At 44.7% G+C, this 19,328-nt stretch carries 10 protein-coding genes; all 10 read right to left on the reverse strand.

The annotated features are described in order from the left end of the window. Window positions 1-8: 8 nt before the first annotated feature. Complete coding sequence (locus ACSSS3_RS02230) at window positions 9-863, reverse strand: glycoside hydrolase family 16 protein (protein WP_442846290.1); 855 nt, start codon at window positions 861-863, stop codon at window positions 9-11. Between the two features lie 12 nt (window positions 864-875). Beyond that, complete coding sequence (locus ACSSS3_RS02235) at window positions 876-2,273, reverse strand: Ig-like domain-containing protein (protein ID WP_442846291.1); 1,398 nt, start codon at window positions 2,271-2,273, stop codon at window positions 876-878. A gap of 4 nt (window positions 2,274-2,277) precedes the next feature. Continuing rightward, complete coding sequence (locus ACSSS3_RS02240) at window positions 2,278-5,406, reverse strand: glycoside hydrolase family 2 TIM barrel-domain containing protein (protein ID WP_442846292.1); 3,129 nt, start codon at window positions 5,404-5,406, stop codon at window positions 2,278-2,280. 231 nt (window positions 5,407-5,637) lie between these two features. Further along, on the reverse strand, window positions 5,638-6,408 hold the full coding sequence (locus tag ACSSS3_RS02245) for a glycoside hydrolase family 16 protein (RefSeq protein WP_442846293.1): 771 nt from the start codon (window positions 6,406-6,408) through the stop codon (window positions 5,638-5,640). Between the two features lie 114 nt (window positions 6,409-6,522). Continuing rightward, a complete protein-coding gene (locus ACSSS3_RS02250) occupies window positions 6,523-8,190 on the reverse strand; it encodes a family 16 glycosylhydrolase (protein WP_442846294.1) in 1,668 nt (555 codons plus the stop codon). Between the two features lie 10 nt (window positions 8,191-8,200). Continuing rightward, entirely contained in the window at window positions 8,201-10,333 is a 2,133-nt protein-coding gene (locus tag ACSSS3_RS02255) for a hypothetical protein (RefSeq protein ID WP_442846295.1), read from the reverse strand. Between the two features lie 18 nt (window positions 10,334-10,351). Continuing rightward, the gene (locus ACSSS3_RS02260; RefSeq protein ID WP_442846296.1) at window positions 10,352-11,824 is read right to left on the reverse strand and encodes a RagB/SusD family nutrient uptake outer membrane protein; all 1,473 of its coding nucleotides are present in this window, start codon (window positions 11,822-11,824) and stop codon (window positions 10,352-10,354) included. Window positions 11,825-11,834: 10 nt separating this feature from the next. Beyond that, on the reverse strand, window positions 11,835-14,870 hold the full coding sequence (locus tag ACSSS3_RS02265) for a SusC/RagA family TonB-linked outer membrane protein (RefSeq protein WP_442846297.1): 3,036 nt from the start codon (window positions 14,868-14,870) through the stop codon (window positions 11,835-11,837). Window positions 14,871-15,119: 249 nt separating this feature from the next. Further along, window positions 15,120-17,918, reverse strand: coding sequence for a triple tyrosine motif-containing protein (locus ACSSS3_RS02270; RefSeq protein ID WP_442846298.1), 2,799 nt, complete (start codon window positions 17,916-17,918; stop codon window positions 15,120-15,122). Between the two features lie 45 nt (window positions 17,919-17,963). Beyond that, a complete protein-coding gene (locus ACSSS3_RS02275) occupies window positions 17,964-19,313 on the reverse strand; it encodes a capsule assembly Wzi family protein (protein ID WP_442846299.1) in 1,350 nt (449 codons plus the stop codon). Window positions 19,314-19,328 lie beyond the last annotated feature (15 nt).

Raw genomic sequence — 19,328 nt, forward strand, 5'->3', positions numbered from 1 at the left:
GACTGGTTTTAAAAGTTTCGTTTTCCATTGCTTTCGTAAACGCGTACGTAATCAACGAGCATGGTTTGTGGGAATACGGTTTCTGCATTGGGCGAGCCTACAAAGCTTCCACCCACGGCGAGGTTGAGAATGATGTAAAAATCGTGATTGAAGACCCACTCGCCGGGAACATCTTCTGGAGTGATCTGATTATAGAGCACGTCATCTACATAAAAGTTGATGAATTCAGGTCCCCATTCAATACCAAATATGTGAAAACCGGTATCAAAACGGTCGCCCTGCAGTTCGTAACGCTTAGAAATGGATTGCCCGGCAGAGTAGCCCGGTCCGTGAACCGTACCTAACACCACAGTAGGTTCCTGCCCACGGTATTCCATAATGTCTATTTCACCTATTTGTGGCCAAACTTCACCCGGAATGTCTGAACCTAAAAGCCAGAATGCCGGCCAGATTCCCCGCCCGTAAGGCAGTTTGATGCGGGCTTCATAACGACCGTAGGTATTCTCAAATTTGCCTTTGGTAAGCAAACGTGCAGAGGTGTACCCTGAACCCTGAAAATTCTCTTTCCGGGCGGTAATGAGCAGGTAGCCGTTTTGCACACTTACATTCTCACTGCGACTGGTGTAATACTGCAGTTCGTTGTTGCCCCAGCCGTTTTGACCGGTTCCGATATCGTAGTTCCAGATGGAAGCGTCTGGCGCGCCATCCTGATCAAAATTATCTTCGAGTATCAAATCTTCGAAAACAGCCACAGTTTGCTCTTCGCTGGTGTCACAAGCCGCAAAGGCAAATACAACAGCAAGCAGGGCAAGTTTCGATTTGGCAACCCGAAGCATCGGTATAAATCGTTTTTTATCTTTCATAATCCTATTTTTTTATTCGGTGTAGAAGTAAATATTATCCACGAGCAATTCGTTTATTTCTGCACTTCCCTGAAAAAGAATAAGTCCTAAATTGGTGCGCGTGGTAAGTGCTGTAAAGTCTGAAAGCGGAATATCGAGCGTAATCCACTGCCCGGTTTGTAAGCGGTCTGCGGTTATTTTTATACGGGATACTGTGTCATCCCCACCGCCGGTTACAGCATCGCTGCCGTAATCCTGTAATTCAATATCGATAAAGCTATTCGCATTCAGATTTATACTTTCGGGGATGTACAAATCAACGTGTAAATCGGTCATTGCTGAAGCATTTACGCGGCCGAATTGGATTCCTACGAAATTGAAATCCGTATAATTGATAATACGATTACCGTTGATATTTAAATCATCTCCTCCCAAAGTGGTTTGAAAAGGTTCAAAAAAGCCGTTGTAGAAATCGATATTCACATTGGTATAGGCATCACTATACACCGAAATCACATTTGCAGCGGGGCGCGTGGGTGTGGGTGCCAGTTCAAAAGCGCCACCTACATTCAGCGTAAGTGAACCTGCTGCGCGTACACCGCCTACTAAAGCCGTAATGACCGCAGTACCTTCATTGAGCGTGGTGACAACACCCTGCTCGTTAACTAAAGCCACGCCGGGGTTTGAGGTTTCAAACGTAAAGTAGCCCGGAGCAAGCGTTACGGTCTGATTCACTCCGTTTGCCAGATTGAAGGTTTGGGTAAGACCGGTTACAGGAATGGTAATGTCTGTAAATGTATTTTGCTCCACATCCTCGCCGTTTAGAATTGATGGTCTGGGCTGCGCTACTGTACCCAGTTTTTCAAATTGCACTTCATCAACCCAAAAGGTATAGCCGTCGCCATCTTCGGGGCCTTCTGAGTACCAGAAGAGTCCGCTTTCGGCGATGAGCTTCGACGGATCTGGAATCGGGATTATGTATTTCACCCAATTGGTACTAACGCGCAAATTGGTTTTGGTTACCAAAAATTTATTTTCGCCAAAATTATTACCAAAGCCAATTTCGTTTATAGTCGCTGCCTTTGTTGCTTTCGCCCAAAAGGTAAGGGCGTCATAACCCGAAAGATCACGCGGACTATCTGTAGGGAAAACAGCACCCGCGTAAGCTCCTCCGGGATCTCCAAAATTGGGGACATCTATACGCATAGAAGCTTCGCCATCGTAGCTAACTTCTGAATCGACCGTAAAAGCGTCGAGTTTTGAGCCTTCAAACGGGAAGTAATTTAAGCCGGCGGTAAAGCCATCTAGAAATACGTCGCCGTTGCTTGCATAGGTTGCAAATTCAACATCGTCAGACAGGGGTCGTTCACAGGCGGTAAAACCTATTAAAATACCTGTACATATGAGTTTATATAAGTTCGTTTTCATCATCTCTCTAGTTACCAATGTTGATATGTATGTATGTTCTGATTTCCCATTCGTTTCCATCGGGAAAACCTACCGGACTAATCGTGGGTTCGGTGGCAAATTCTTCTCCCTGTAAGGGTGCGTAGCGGTTTGAAAACTCGTTAAGCGAGCGCCAGGTTCCGCGAACACCGATGCGGGTATTGGGCAGAATAAACCAGCTGGGTTTGCCCAGAGTTGTTGACACATCAAGCATCAACTGCACCGGAAAAGTGAGGTTAAAATCGCGGTGGTAGTCAAAAGGCCCCCAGTCATTGATCTTAAAGGAATGGATAAACTTAAACTTGTTATAGATCACCCGGATGTCCCCACCTACCCGCTCGATCAAACGTGGATCGCTACCACGAGCCTGGGCGTTACCTAAGTACATATTGGCAATCAGACCCAGATTAGGTGCTGCTTTTGAAACGATACGGGTGTTGAATTCCCATAAATCTTCTGCCGGTACGGAGTTGGGGAAAGCAAATGAAGTACGGTTACCCAGGAAACCAATCGCGGCATCCATAGTTGTAGGTAAATGCCAATACACAAAACCGGCGTTGAAGGCAAATTTCGCGTCTTCCATCTCATCGTTATCCCAGGCGTACATCCAGGTTCCCGGTGTAGGGTCATACGTTAGCAGGAACTCACCTGCAACCGTTTCCCGGTTTTCACGCACCGAAAACGGATCGTCCTGAATGTTACGCAAACGTGCCGGAGCTGGTGCGTCGTTTGGAATGGCTTCCACCAAAGGTTTTTGCCACAGGAAATTAGGTGCAAGCGTCCAGTTACCGGTGAGATAGGTAAACCCGGAAAGGAAATTGGTAATATTTCCACCTCCTACATCTTTTAATCTCCAGCCGGTAAAAGTCTGGGTTTGATCAAAACCGCTGCGGGCTACAAGACCCATGGCCGATCCCTGAGCGTACCAGTTTAAGGGACCACTTGAGAACGTTATTTTTGCTTTACCTCCCCAGTTATCCATTGAATTTACCTTGTCTGTATACACGATGTAATTATCAGGGTTATCGCCGCGTACTACCTGAAATTCGCGGCCATTAAGCGGTTGTCCTGCCCAAATGGCTCCGGCTTCAAAACCGAATTTACCCAGCGTGGTTTTACCCTGAAGGGTTACGCGTCTGGTTTTAGGCTGGGGAATCGCTATTGAACTGACTGTAGTACCGTAATCGTCAATATCTTCGTGATAGATGGCAGCTACATCAACGTTTTTGAACTGCTTGTAATATTTAAGGAAAACAGCCGGGTTTGCGCCCCACCACAATTGAGGGCCAAAGGCTACTTTAAAATCTTTTAGGGCTTTTTTACCATCAACTTCAAAACCTAGAATCTCCCCGTTGTAGATATCGAGGTTGGGCCCGTAATTGGCTTCAGGATACAGACCGAAGAAGTCGCCCTCGTAACCCCAGTGGTAATGCCCGGTACGGTAGAATCCGCGTAGGTCAAAGTACTCAGCATTCCACTCGTATTCGGCGCTGTACACCTGTACACGATTTACATCGTTGACATCGACGGTGCCGTCCGGACTTAAAAAGCGTCTCGCGCGTGCCCGGTTTTCGTAGAAAATCTCGTCTATGGGATTTTCGGCCACATTGCCTACGATGTTGAAATTTACTTCTGCACGCATATTGGCAGTAGGATTCCCTTCCACACCCACATAATAGGATTGCATATGGTCAAAGCCCAGCTCATCGGGGTACATCATCGCGTCCGGATCTGCATCACGAGGCGTGGTAATGAGGCTTCCGCCGGTGTTGAAAGTCGTGAATTCGGCTCTTAGGTTGCTGAGTCGCACTTTGCTGTTGAGCTCCACTCCCAAAGCCGCTTTATCGCCACGCGCACGAAGTACCGCATCCATAATTTCGATATCCTTAAAGGCGGTTGAAATACTTTCGGCAGTCATTCCGCCGGAATAAGGGTTCAGGCTATGCGCTTCTTTTAACACATAATAGGCTGCACGGGGATACAAATCGTAGAGTCCGCGCTCGTTAGTAGGCCCTTTGGCACAAATACCAAACCACTCTTCGTTCATATTGTTTTCGCCATCGCGGAAATCAAACGCGTAACCCCCGTTAGACCAGGAGGCGTTGTTGTCGTGTACCGAAAGATTTTCGGTCTGGCCGTATTTCCACCAGCCGTCGCTAAACTGAAAGGTAAAACCTCCAATAGAGTTACCGGCTTTGCCCATACCCGAAGCATTGGCATAAATTTCTTCCCAGTTGCTTTTAAGGTATTTGGCCTGAGCTTCCTGATCTTCCTGGTTTTCGATTGCATTAAACGCATCAGAGCCAAACTCGGTAAACATAATAGGCATATTGAGTTCGTCCCGCACCCGGGTGAACGCATCACCAAAAGACATTCCGCGATACACGTTTGTACCAAAGATGTCTACATCTTTACACTCCTGTTTGATGATTTCAAGAAACAGCAAATCCCCGTTACACATCGCTACGGGATGATCGGTATCGATCGCCTTCATCGCTACGGCAGCATCGTTAAACAATTTGTACATAGCTTCGGCACGTACGGTAGACTTGCGATCTTCAAACGGAATATCTTCGGTCTCTGCCCCGTCCCAAAACAGGCCGTAGTTATTTTCATTACCCAACAGAAACATCAAAAGACCGCGGGTGTTTTTGTATTTAGCAGTCATTTCGGTCACTTCCTTAAGCAGCAACTCCCGGGTTAAGGGATTGGAATACTCGGTATTGGCAACCCATTCTCCATTAAGGGTAAGACCATAGCGCCCAAAAGAATGGTTGAGCATGGTATAAATCCCATAGTTGTCGTAGATATAGGTAATCCATCGCGGTTGAATACCGGTGTACTGCCGCACCACATTGACCCCCATATTTTTGAGAAGCCCCATCTCTGAATCGAGGGCAGCCTTGATAATATCATCAGGCTGATTCCACAGACTGTATGAGAAGTTAGTACCTATGGGAAAGTAATCCCAGTTCATCCCATTCATCATAAATGGTTTGCCTTCAACCAGCAATTGCATACCCCCTGCATTCTTATCAACCATGACTCGCTGAGTCTGACTGATTAATGCGGAACTGTACAAAACAATAGCCAGCGCAAGTAGTTTTTTGTAAATCATAAATACGTAATATTAGCCCTGTTATCTTCTTAAATTTAATCTTTTAAATGGTGTTATTCCCTTTATTTCAGCGGTTTAAGCCGTTTTTTAAAGCCCTTAAACCCGTTAATTGATCAAAACATCTCGCAAACGTTGTAGCCAGTGCGTTTCTTTCAAATGTTAAAATTTATCACCGCGCTCTATTTACGGTTTTTCTGGCAGTTTTCAAGGCCCATTTAGGCTCTCTAAGCCCTATTCCAGCTCATAAACCCGCACATAATCAATACTGAATTCCTGCGGGAAAATCGTATCGTCAACCTCCGGTCCGCCGAAGTTTCCGCCGATGGCCAAATTCAGAATAAAATAGAAGGGCTGGTCAAAAGGCCAAACGGCTTCGGTTTTATCTTCGGGATTGAAGGTGTACACCAACTGATCGTCTACAAAAAAGTCTATTTTCTCAGGTGACCATTCTGCTGCATACACGTGATAGGCATCTTCAATACCCGGAAATTGGGTCTTTTTGGTATTAATGGTATTGCCGTGACTATCCGGCGTATGTAACGAAGTGAAAATCTCCCCGGGTTCACGACCTACATACTCCAAAATATCGATCTCGCCACAAGCCGGCCAGCCCACTTCGCTGATGTTTGCCCCCAGCATCCAGAAGGCAGGCCACAGGCCGTGACCTACGGGTAATTTGGCACGGGTTTCCATACGGCCGTATTGAAACTCGTGCTTGTCTTTGGTGGTAATTCGGGTAGAAGTATAGGTATCACCATCCTTCTTTGCGGTGATAATCAATTTACCATCTTCCAGCCGGTGGTTCTCTTTGGTGTAAATCTGCCGCTCGTTATTACCCCAGCCACACAGATTGGGACAGCCATCGCCCAGTTCGTAATTCCAGGATGCCTCATCCAGGCTTTGTCCGTCAAATTCTTCGGCCCAAACCAATTTTTGATTTTGGGCATTGCCGCTGTACGCTATAAGCAAGACTAGCAATGCGGTTAATTGTAGTGTTTTCATAGTATTTTTCATCAATAAAAAAACGCTCCTCAGCAGATAAAAACCGTTTGGGGAGCGTTTTCTATTTTTCGTTTAATTCACAACATGAGAATCACTTATGATTCTGTATTTTTATCAGTCACGCTGATAGACGCGTACATAATCTACTTCCATACTGGACTGCTGGAAACCGGGATCAACGTCACCTCCAAAGTTTCCACCCATAGCTACATTGAGGATCATAAAAAAGTCCTTATCAAATGGCTTGCTCGCATCATTCTGAAAAATGTGGTAGAGCTCGTCATCTACGTAAAAGCGAATCTGGGTCTCGGTCCATTCGGTTGCATACACGTGAAACTCGGTTGAAGCAGTAGGCACGGTTGTGCTTTCACTTACGCCATTTGCTCCAAAATTTTCCGGGAAGTGCAGGGTTGAGAAGACGGTATTCTGCTCACGACCTACGTGCTCCATAATATCGATTTCTCCCGCTGCAGGCCAGGCATTGGTCTGGTAATCTGCTCCCAGCATCCAGATTGCAGGCCAGGTACCTACGCCGGTAGGCAATTTGGCTCTCACCTCTACTCTACCAAAGGTAAACTCCTGTAAACCTTCAGACTTAATACGCGCCGAAGTGAACGGCTGCCCGTTGAACTCTTCACGCTTAGCAGTGATCTTAAGCATTCCGTCTTCAACAATCACGTTTTCCGGACGGTCTGTATAATATTGAACTTCGTTGTTACCCCAGCCGGCCTGACCTACGCCAATATCATAAGTCCAGTTTGCTGAACTTGGAGCACCGTTAGTATCAAATTCGTCTGACCAAAGCAGCGTTGGAAACTCATCTTCTTCGGCAACCGGACCTGTACTTTGAACAGGTTTAGTAGACGTAAAAATCTGATACCAGGCTAAGAAATCATCATTGCCCTGAATGGCACGGGTAACCATACGATTTTCGGTAATTGAGAGAATTTCATATCGGGTGGTCCCAATATAATAGCCCATAAAACCACCGTCGTTAAAGGTCATCACCGTTCCGCGCTTGCGCTCCGGAGCAACAACCGATTCTGAAGGTCCTAAAGTAACGGTCTGTGTACCACCTGAAGTTGTATCAAACTCATAACACTGGTCGTCTGGCGAAGTACCGCCTGCTACGCTGGCATAACTTCTGTTAAAGAAGGTAGCACCATTATTGTCGTACAGGTAATTTAGATTTTCACCATTTGTGGTGCTGAAAATGAATTCGTCATCGTACGCACAGCTTGCGGCATCAAAGTTCAGCGCGAAAGGATCGGTAAACGAGAAGAATGCCCAAAAGTAGTTTTGGCTTAGATCATCGTTGTTTGGCCCTACACCCAAATGGTTAGGCACATCTGCCGCCCAGTACCAGGTTTTGGTGGAAGGACTTCCGCTCGCGGGATTATATCCCGTTAACAGCTCAATCGCATCAAGATCAGAAAAATCACTTTCTACCTCAACTTCGATGAGTTGTGAAGTACTTACCCCTGCCTGCCCGTATGCAATAACAGTTACGGTGTAGGTGTTTAAACCGGTTTTGGTAAAACGTTTGGTATACACCCCACTTGGCGCAACGTCTGAAGACCCGTCAGGAAATATAAAGCGATACGTAATTGCATGATCTGCAGTTGCGGTAAAGGTTACATTACCCGACCCGTCTGTCGTAATATCTGTAGACACGGTAAGATTTTGAGGTACAGCGACCGACTCTAAAGTCGCGTCGTCGTCCTGACAACTAAATGTCAGAAACAAACTCATTACCGTAACTAGTTTTAAAATAGTTTTCATAGATTATTTTTTATTGCTGAACAATATCATCAAGATAGAAGGTACCTGCTGTAGTACCCGGACCGTCAATAAACAATACTAACGTGCCGTACTGACCTGTAGGAACAAATGGTTCACCTACTCCCTGACTGCCATCTATATAACTTTTAACAGCTTCTGTGGCAAAATTAAAGGTCATCGTTTCCCATCCGGTTCCACCGTGGGTTTTAGAAATTTCGTTTTGACGTTCGCCATTCACGCCACCTTCAAATTTCAGCAATACAGGAACCGATACGTTAGACCATACTTTCATCGTAATGGTTTTATTAGAACCACTGAAATCTACCGGCTGCGATAAATTGTAAGCACCACCTTCCCAGTTTCTGCCCGAGTTGGTCAATGCTCCCACGTTTGAAGCGCTGGTGTTTGCACCAGACTGATCAGGATTTGCCACTACCTCAAAGCTCGAACCGTTAAAAGTTCCCATTGCGTAATAGAAGGCCTTATTGTCAAAATTTATAGGAAGCCTTGGTGCCGGATTCTTCTGGATATCATCAATGTAGAACGTACCAGCAGTAGTACCGGGACCATCAACAAACAACACCAGTGTATTATACTGACCTGTTGGTACAAATGGCTCACCTACTCCCTGACTGCCGTCAATGAAGCTTTTTGTTGCTTCGGTAGCGAAATCAAAGGTTAAAAGCTCCCATCCCGAACCGGTATGTGCTTTTGAAATTTCATTTTGACGTTCCCCATTTACACCACCTTCAAACTTAAGCAGTACAGGTACCGATACGTTAGACCATACTTTAATCTGAATGGTTTTGTTTTCTCCACTGAAGTCTACCGGCTCAGAAAGGTTGTACGCAACACCTTCCCAGTTGCGACCGCTATTAGTGATTGCCCCAACTTTTGACGCTCTGGTATTCGCTCCACTTTGATCGGGGTTTGTAACCACTTCAAAAGAAGTCCCATTGAAGGTTCCCATAGTATAATCAAAGGCCGCCTGATCGTAGGTAACAGGAAGTTTAGGAGCTGCAAGGCCGGTTTGCTCGATATCATCAATGTAGAAGGTTCCGGCCAGGGTACCGGGGCCATCTACAAAAATAGTCATTGCAGTGTATTGGCCCGTAGGCACAAAAGGCTGCCCTCCGGTATCACTTTGATTGATATAGCTGGTATTTGCTTCTGTAGCAAAATTAAAACTTAGCTCTTCCCATCCGGTACCACCGTGTGCTTTAGAAATCTCATTCTGACGCTCTCCATTTACACCACCTTCAAATTTCAGCAGAACTGATGTAGGTTTATCTGACCAAAACTTCATCGTAATGGTTTTATCTGCACCGCTAAAGTCTACCGGAGTTCCCAGGTTGAACGTACCTCCTTCGAACTGTGCTCCACTATTTTTGATAGCGCCAACATTAGAATCTGAAGTGTTTGCCCCGGACTGATCTGGATTTGCAACCACTTCAAAGGTTACTCCGTTAAAGGTTACGAATTCGTAGTTTACATCAGGATTGTCAAACGTAACAGGCATTACGATGGGGTCAACTGCACCCGCAACCAGAATAGATTTGGTAAGTTCTACAGTTTCAACCGAAGCTGCACGTGCAACTACTCTTATATCGTAGGTTCCAGGTTCGGCATACTCATAAACCGCAGACTCACCGGGCATAATCGTAACCGGCTCCTCCTCATCTCCAAGACCAAAATACACGTCAAATTGTGCTGCATTGGTAGCTTCAGGCGTTACGGTAAGCTTAAGACCACTTACCGAAGTGGTAAAGGCCAAATTTTCGGGAGCTGTAAATGATATAATCAGGTTTTGATTGTATTCACTGGTAAGCCCGGTAGCTCCTGTCGCCACGATTCGTACCAGATACTCACCTTCCGTATAGGTAAAGTTTACAGACTCACCGGCATTGATGGTTACCGCACTGTCTCCTTCAATCCCCGAATACACCGTAAAGGTTGAAGCCCCTTCACCCACCGGCGTAATTGTCACAAGACCCGAATCATCCTGAGTTACGACAAAATTGGCTTTCAGATTTTGGGGTGCCGAAATGTCTTCAAAGGCGTAATTGGTGATGATATCTTCCTCACAGGCGGTAAACGCGGTCACTGCCGTAAGAACTAACACTAAGAGTTTAAAAATTTTCATCGTATTCTGGTGTATTAATTAGTATCCTTGATTTTGTTCCCATCGGTTTCCGGCCAGTTCGATTTCGATTGACGGGATGGGGAATAATTCGTTTTTATTTGGTGTAAAGCCGGGTATCTCATCTGCCGCGCGACCGGTACGAACGAGGTCAAAGAAACGGTGTCCTTCGCCTACCAGCTCCAGTCTGCGCTCTGCATAAATAAACTCGGTGAGTGCTGCGCCGGTTGCCACGATATCGTGGTCCAGATCTCCAAAAGCCCTGCGTCTTACGCGGTTAAGGTACTCCTGTGCCAAAACATCGTTAGGATTGGTCTTACGGTTGTGCGCTTCTGCAGCCATAAGCAATACATCAGCAAAACGAATAGACCGGTAATTATTGGGATTGGTAAGGTTAGCATCGCCCAGGTTGGCATCGCCTTTACGCGGTAAGTATTTACGGTTGAAATAACCCGTATGCTCATAACCTTCATTATAGGTTGCGCCGGTGCGTGCTGCAAAGGCTTCAATATCTAAAATCGCATTGTCCTGACGGCTGTCTCCCGGTTCAAAAGCATTGTAAGCTTCGGCTACCGGCACATTAAAGCTAAAGCCGCTGTCAAATTCAGGACCTGAATAATTACGTATTCCGTTAAAACCAACGGCTACGTTACCTTCACTACATTGTAAACATCCAAAACCGGCTCCTTCCTTATCGGTGTACTGAACTTCAAACACAGACTCCACGCTGTTTTCCCCTTCCTGAAGAAATAAAATCGAATAATCATCAAGCAAATCATAAGGACCTGCGATTACCTGATCTAGCGCGTTTGCTGCTTCGGTAAATTTATCCTGATAGAGGTAGGCTTTGCCCAAAAGCGCGCGAGCGGCTCCACTGGTAACACGACCTTCCTGAGCCTGAGTAGCCGGTAGGTTTTCGGCAGCAAAAATCAAATCCAGCTCAATCTGTGCATAGACTTCTGAAGCCGGAGTACGATCTACATTAAACTGATCTCCAAACAACAAACGCTGATCTACGGCAAGCGGCACATCACCAAACCATTTTACCAGTTCAAAATAGTAATAGGCTCTTAAAAAACGGGCCTGGGCAATGATTTCATTTTTACCGTCAAAATCAATTTTATCCTGAAACTCCAGAATGTAGTTCGCCCGGTTTACGCCGCTAAACATCCAGCCCCAGATATCACGCAATTGCTGATTAACCGGAGTATGGGTCATATTATCAATCTCCTGTATTCCGGGAGTATCGGTAGCGCTTTCTCCACCGGCAAGGGTGTTGTCGGAAGCAATTTCTCCTACCAGAACATTCAGATACGTGGCCTGTAATAAATCATAGGCACCCACCAGGGCAAGTTCGTAATCTTCCGGGGTATTGAAGTAGTCCTCAGAATTTTCATTATTAGGCGCTACATCAATAAAGTCTTCCCCGCAAGATGTAAAAAGCAACAGGGCAGCAAGGCCTAAAATTTGAAAGTATGTTATATATTTTTTCATCGCTCTTCGTTTAAAATTTGAAGTTAAGTCCGGCTGTATAGATGCGCGGTACGGGGTAGAATCCCTGGTCAATACCGCCTCCAATAGGAGCTCCTGAAGATGCAGAAGGATCAAAGCCCTGGTATTCGGTTAGGGTAAAGGCATTAGCCACAGCCACGTAAAAACGCAGTTTGCTAATTCCCAACTGCTCAATAACGTCATTGCCCAGACTATAACCCACCTGTACGTTTTGAAGTCTTAGGTACGAACCATCTTCCACATAAAAATCAGAAAACAGCAAATTTGAGTTAGGCCCAATAGTCACCCGAGGATAGGTATCTGTGGAACCGGCACCAATCCATCGGTTTAAAACATAGTTGGTCTTATTGGTCAGGTTTTGATTACGGTCGTAAGCCCGTACAATGTCATTACCAATTGATGCATAGGCATAAGCGGTAAAGTCAAAGTTTTTATAATTAAACCCGATGTTCAAGCCCATCGTCACATCAGGAATAGGATCGCCAATATTGACACGATCATCACCGTCTATCACTCCGTCACCATTTTGATCTACATAACGTAAATCTCCCGGCACTGCATTTGCCTGCGTGGCGTGCGCATCAACCTCAGCCTGGGTTTGGAAAATTCCGTTGGTTTGTAAGCCGTAGAAATATCCTATTGGGAAACCGGCTTCCATACGTGCCGGAGCTTCCTGACCAAAGCCAAATGAACCGCCTGGTATGAATCCGCTTTGATTTCCTACCTGAAGCACTTCGTTTTTAAGGGTTGTAAAGTTGTATCCAATGTTGAAATCGGCATCATCGCTGATGATCTGGTTGTAGTTGATTGAAAATTCAAAACCTTTGTTCTCCACACTACCGGCATTCACGGTAGGTGCAGAAGATCCCGGAGCCGTAACTCCTAGCAATCCTGAAACCTGAGGTACCAGTAATAAGTCTTCGGTACGCTTATTAAAGTAATCTGCGGTTATTCTTATTGCAGAATTGAATAGTTCAAGATCAACACCTATATCATAAGACTTTTGACGCTCCCATTTAATTTCCGGATTTGATAACTGTCCAGGTGCAACACCAAAGACCAATTCGTCATTAAAAACATAGGTTCCTTCACCATCAAGTACAGATAAGAATCCAAATGCACGAATTCGTTCATTACCTAAACTTCCGTAACTTCCTCGGAGCTTAGCAAAATTGATGAGTTCGCTATCAAAAAAAGCTTCTTCGCTTAGTACCCAACCTCCGGAGAATGAGTAAAAAGTTCCAAATTTATTTTCAGGTCCAAAATTTGAAGAACCATCTCGTCTCAGCAAAGCAGAGAACAAGTATTTTTCTTTAAAGTTGTATTGCAGGCGCGTAAAATAGGATAGTAAACGCTGGTCAAATTCATTGGGGCCACCACTCACCGTACGTGCATCAATAACTTCCTCTGCACCAACAAGGCTTGCTTCAGCAAAGGTATTACCCGGTACACCGCGGCCGGTGAAGTTGTAAAACTCTCCGCTGGTTCTAAAAGCCGACATACCCAAAAGAGCCGTTATGTTGTGATCATCGGCGATGGTATTGGTATAGGTTAAAAAATTATCCCAGGTATAATCTCTAAAGAAACTATCGTTTACGAAGTACTCGTTACGTCCCAGGTTGTTAAATACCTTACCATCACCATAATTTAAACCGGAAGGGTTAAAAGCACGATTACGAACTTCCGAATAGTTGAACTGATAGTTCGATTCGATTTTGAAATTGTCTAAGAATCCATAGGACAAACCTACAGTACCGGTAATTTTATCAACCTGAGTACCGTTGAAGGTATTGGCAATTTGCGCAACTGGGTTGATTACTTCGTTTCCTAAACCGGTAGCTAAGGTAAAATCGCCGTTAGCATCCCGCACCGGTCTGGTAGGATCCATATTAACTGCGTTGAAGAGTACTGATCCTAATGTGTTTTCAAGTAGCGTGCTTCGGTTAGAGTTGGTGTAAATACCCGAAGCTTTAAATTTCAAGTTATCGGTAATATCGAGATTATAGCTTCCGCGACCGGTAAATCGCTCAAAGTTTGCTGCACCGCCTCCTACTATACCGTCCTGATCGAGATAACCTAAACCAATAGAGTATGCAGATTTTTCACCCCCGGCATAAATAGTAGCGTTTACGTCAGATAAAAAGGCTTTTCTAAAAACCTCATCCTGCCAGTCTGTACCCATACCCAGATTTCTAAGATTGGGGAATGGTGGTGCCTGATTACCGGCAACAAAGGCTTCATTAATGATTGCCCCGTATTCGGTAGCATTTAAAACAGGTAATTTACGTGTGGTTTCCTGAACACCTACATACGAATCTACATTTACTCTTAAGTCTGTGTTCTTACGACCAGTTTTGGTCGTAATCAGGATCACCCCGTTTGCTGCTAAAACCCCATAAATACCTGCTGTGGCATCCTTTAAAATATTAATGCTTTCAATATCATTTGGGTTTAAGACACTTAAGTCTTCAATCCTTGCCCCATCAACCAAAATAAGAGGACGGTTGTCTCCATTGGTTGAAATACCTCTAATGTTAATGGTTGAAGCACTACCGGGAGAACCTGAGGTCGAACTGATGTTAACCCCCGCAACACGCCCTTGTAGCGCCTGTTCTATGCGTACCGGGTTTTGCTCTTCGATAGTTTCAGAACCTACCACAGCAACGGCTCCGGTAACCTCTTTACGGGTTTGTGTACCGTAACCAATTACCACTACCTCTTCTAAGGCACTGGCATCTTCTACCAGTTGAACGGTGATGGGATTGGTACTCGTAACGGTTATTTCTTTGGGTTGAAAACCCAGATACGAAAAAACCAGGGTACCTGATTGCGGAACTGAGAGGCTAAATTCACCGTCAAAATTTGTACTGGTCCCTCTTGAAGTTCCTTTTACAATGACATTAACCCCGGGAAGTGGCATTCCCGTCATATCTGTCACTGTACCTGATGCCTGAATGGGATCACCGGTCTGTGCGAAAAGCCCCGATGAAAACAAAACAAGAACCATTAAGGATAATATTGATCTCATATATGTTTAATTTGAAATCAAATCTACCCGCAAGCATTAACAATTCCTTAAAATCTGCCTTTACAAAAAATCAACAACCCCGGTATTAACCGGCATAACCGAGAAAAACTCAACGCAAACGCTTTCGTAATAAGGCTTAAGGACAGATGTTAAAATTAAGAATGTAAAATCAAAAAACACTCAAAAACACCACATTACAGGCTTTTGTATAGGTAATGTTGAGTTCTATATCAGACTTGTATAGGTCTTTTAGATCGAAAGAATATACTCAACAAGTCCATCCTCGCGCTCTAAATCCATTTTTTTACGCAAACGATATCTTTTTATCTCTACACTGCGTACCGAAATGTTAAGTAATGGAGCAATCTCCTTGGAAGTCAGATTCAAGCGCAGGTATGCGCAAAGTTTTAGGTCATTTGGAGTAAGCTTGGGATGCAGGCGCTTGATCTTCTTTAAAAAGTCTTTATCTGCATTATTGAAAGCCTCCTTGAAGAATTCCCAATCTTTTTTAGGATCCAGATTGTTATCTATGATTTTAATAACCGTCTTTGTGTTTTTTTGTTCGGTCTGCTCCAACTCCTTTTTAATGGTGTTGAGCAACTCGTTTTTCTTAACCAGATTCATGGTAGAAGCTGCCAGCTCACGGCTCTTACTATCTACATCCTGCTGTAGTTTTTCATTCTCAAGCCTGATAATCTCCCGCTGCTTTTCAGAATTGGCCAATTCAATCCTGCGGTTATTGATCTCGATGAGTCTTTGTTTTTGCTTCCGGTAGTAACGCCGGTTATAGATTTGAATTCCTGCAATGAGCAGAAGCCCTAAAACAACATAACATACAATAGCGAGTATAGATAAGTACCAGGGTCGTTTGATCTGAAAAGGATAGCTAAGTGTATTTTCTGAGTACGATTCCCCAATACGCGCCCGTACTTCAAAAACATAGTCCCCGTACGGAAGATTCTCGTAAGAAACCAGTGCTTCAGGTGACCAGGCTGACCACTCCTCGTAATAGCCCTGTAGCCGGTACTGATAAACCACAGCACGAAATTTGTCGTATTGCGGCACGCTAAACATAAACCTAAAATTAGACTGCTCATTGGGATAAGGCTCCCTGTTGTCCTGATCGATGTATTGCAACTTTCCATCCCGGGTACCATTCTCGACACCGCGTAGTCGTATGCTGAACCCTTCCTCGCGGGCCTCATTCAGGTCAAAAAGCGTATATCCGGTAGAATTACCCAACAAATACACGTTGGTGCCAACCGGAGTAATATTCTCAAAACCCGGAATATCCCTGCGAGCTTTCGCCGGTAAGGCAAAACGGTTTATTTCAAACTCATCAGCCAGAATACCCGGTTTCAGATAACTGATTTCCTGTGAATTGAAAGCCCACAGACGATCATTTGCGTCGTCATAAGTTAGTTTTCCGGTGGTATAGGTACCTGTTTCAAAAAAACTCCTGGTAAGCAAACTATCCAGCTGAAAAGCTTCGGTCTGTTTATTGAGTTCATAAACACCCGCATTACTTACGTAGAACAAGCGGTCTTTATAGGATGTTATACCCGCTTTTTCTGCCGGGGGTAATTCAGGTATCAATTCATAATTGCGAACACTCGTGAAATTTTCGTTTACCGAAACCTTAAAAACCCCTTTGTACTCGTGACTCACATAAATGGTCTGGTTTGGTCCGAGACCAAAATACCTGCTTGAGATATCAAAACCGGAAATTTTATTTCTAAGCTGCCAGCCATTGGCTGTATTTTGCAGGACATAAAGACCGCTGTAATTTCCCTGAATGGCGAGTCCCTGGGCTTTAGAAAGCCATTGTACCTGCCAGGTACCCGGTGTTCTGGCAAGTTGCTTAACCTGGGCTTTATCCACCAAAAAAGTCCCCTCGTGATGACCGCAAAACAAATCATCCCCTATTTTAGTTAGGCTCCAAACCTGTCCTTTAGTTCCGGGAATTAATTGATAATTGCTTGTTTTATCCTGAATAGTACGGTAAAATAATCCCTGATTGGTGCCCAGGTACAAATAGTCCCCTACCCGAGCTGAAGTATATACCGAACCCAGATTACCGGCATTGTCCCTAAACACTTTAAAAGCCGTGCTGCTGTTGATAACGCTTATACCGTTGTCAAGTCCCAGCCATACGTTAGCATCCCGGTCTTCTTCAATTGAAAGCACCGTATTATTAGTGATGCCACGCTGCTGGTTGAGAACGTAATCAAAATTAAAGGCCTCATCTAAATGTATCAGACCTGAAGAAATAGTACCCAGCATCAGGGAGCCGTCTCTGAGCTTTTGGCAACTGTAAATAACCGCCTCCTGAACACTTTGAGGTACGGTAAGAGCCGACACTTCATCATTCTTCAAACTGAAAAACCCCGAGCGTGCCATGATCATGTTATAACGACTTTCACTTTTGAAAAAGCCGACCAGAACATCAGACTTTAAGAACTCCGCATCTGATAGTAAGACCGCTTTTCCTTCCTGAAGCTGAAAAAGCCCCTGCCCTTCCAGTTGAAAATAGACCGATTTATCAATGCGAAATGCTTTGGTTATATTACCCCGGGGAGAAAACGTTTCAAGACTCTGATTTTGGGTATCGTAGCTGTAAATTCGGTTTAAAGACTGAAACAGTACCAGGTTGTCGATGGTAAAAATATTCCAGAACTGTTCATCCTCGACCAGTTGCAATTCCTTCTGGCTGCTTAAGGAATGATATTCTAAAAGTCCTTTCCGGTTGGGTTCCCAGTAGCCAAATTCCATATAGGCTCCCGTGTAGATACGATTGCCACTGGCCTCAACGGCTCTGATTATGGTTTTATTGGGGGAATCGTAAACGCGCCAGCGTGCTCCGTCATATTCCAGCAGACCCAAGTTGTTAGCCACGTAAATAAAATCATTGGCTCCCTGGGTGATGGCCCAGTTTTGATTCTCTGCTGCATACTCTTCGGGCGAAAAGTTTTGCACAGGAGGCAACTCCTGCCCTATCATCGCAGGCAGAAAGAGTATAAAGCAAAAAATGAAATACAGAAATCTCAACAAGACGGTGTTTTTAAGCAAGATACTTAAAACCGAAGTTAACTTCTAAAACTGATACCGGTAGTTAAGCCCAATTCCCAGATTTTCTTTGGAGAGGTTACTGTAATCTACTCCAAACAAACCGGTAAAGCTTCCAAACTTACTGGGATAGGTAAGCTCCAGAAAGGAATAAATTGCTTCCTCGGTTACAGGATAGGGTCTGCCGTAAGTACCCAAATTTTTTACATAACTCACTTTACCCTTAAAATTGAACTTACCCAGAGTACCTGTAGCTCCAAGATGATGAATGTAAAAGCGATCGTTGATATTTTTACTTTGTGGATTAACCCGATCCGGGATTACAAAAGGCAAACCTATGATGCGGTTGTGGTATTGCCAACCGGTATTGTAAATGCCGTTCCAGAAATAACTGTCGCCACCACTAAGGCTCCCGCCTCCTGATGCATCACTAAGACGCCCGCTTTGTGAGACGGTTTGCACGTATTCATAAATTAGAGCATCGATAAAACCCCAGTTTTCAGGCTCGAGATACGTACCCCAGACCCCATCGGGAAAATTGCTGAGTTCAATCCCAGAGGTATCTTCAAAAAGTGACTGATAGTACATTCGTAAATAAAAGTTTTCGCGGGTCAAATCATAGGCAAGTTCGTAAGATCCTAAACCATTTCCTAAGGAGTTTACCTGCTCACCACCAAATGCACCAGAATTACTGGATCCCTGCCCGAAAAAAACATCTATAAAATCCCTGAAACCGGAAGGTTGTTCACCGTATTGAGGGGAAGTCCCTCCAAACTGCACATAATGCTTCATACTGCCGCTCAGGCGATCTCCCGGCGAAAAAACCAGTGCCAGCTCGAGGCTTTTGTGATGTACCTGTGCATTTTCAACCACCCGGTCGTCTCCCAGAAAGTAATGTCCAAAAGTGGCTTTGGCTTCAAACCATTTAAAAATTTTGAAGGGTTCGGTCATTTGTAAATAGACTCCGGGTAAAGCACGTGCGTTGTTACTCCAAATGATATCTCCACCTACACTAGAGATTCCGCTTAACTTTTCGTCACGGTGTTTAACCCCAAGATCTGCTCTTATGATCTTCCACTGGTAGGTGCCATAAAGCTGGTCTATGATTACCCCGTCATACAAACCATCTTTGTATAATACCCCTCCGCCCAATTCAAAGCGGTTATCTTCATTTAAAGCCTTTTCGTATTTAGTCTCTGCCAGAGCATAAAAGTTAGTCTGCTCATCTAAGCGGCCTTTTTGATTGGCATAAAACCAGAAGTTATTAGCATCGCCGCTTGAGGCCATTCCGCGCAGGTCAATTGAAGTTACCAGACTGTCCTGGGCCTGTAATACGGAAACGAGCATCAGGCTCAGGAGACTAAAAAGGGTTTTCATAATTGCTTGTTTTGA

The organism is Leeuwenhoekiella sp. H156 (assembly GCF_052218455.1).
Classification (GTDB): Bacteria; Bacteroidota; Bacteroidia; order Flavobacteriales; family Flavobacteriaceae; genus Leeuwenhoekiella; species Leeuwenhoekiella parthenopeia.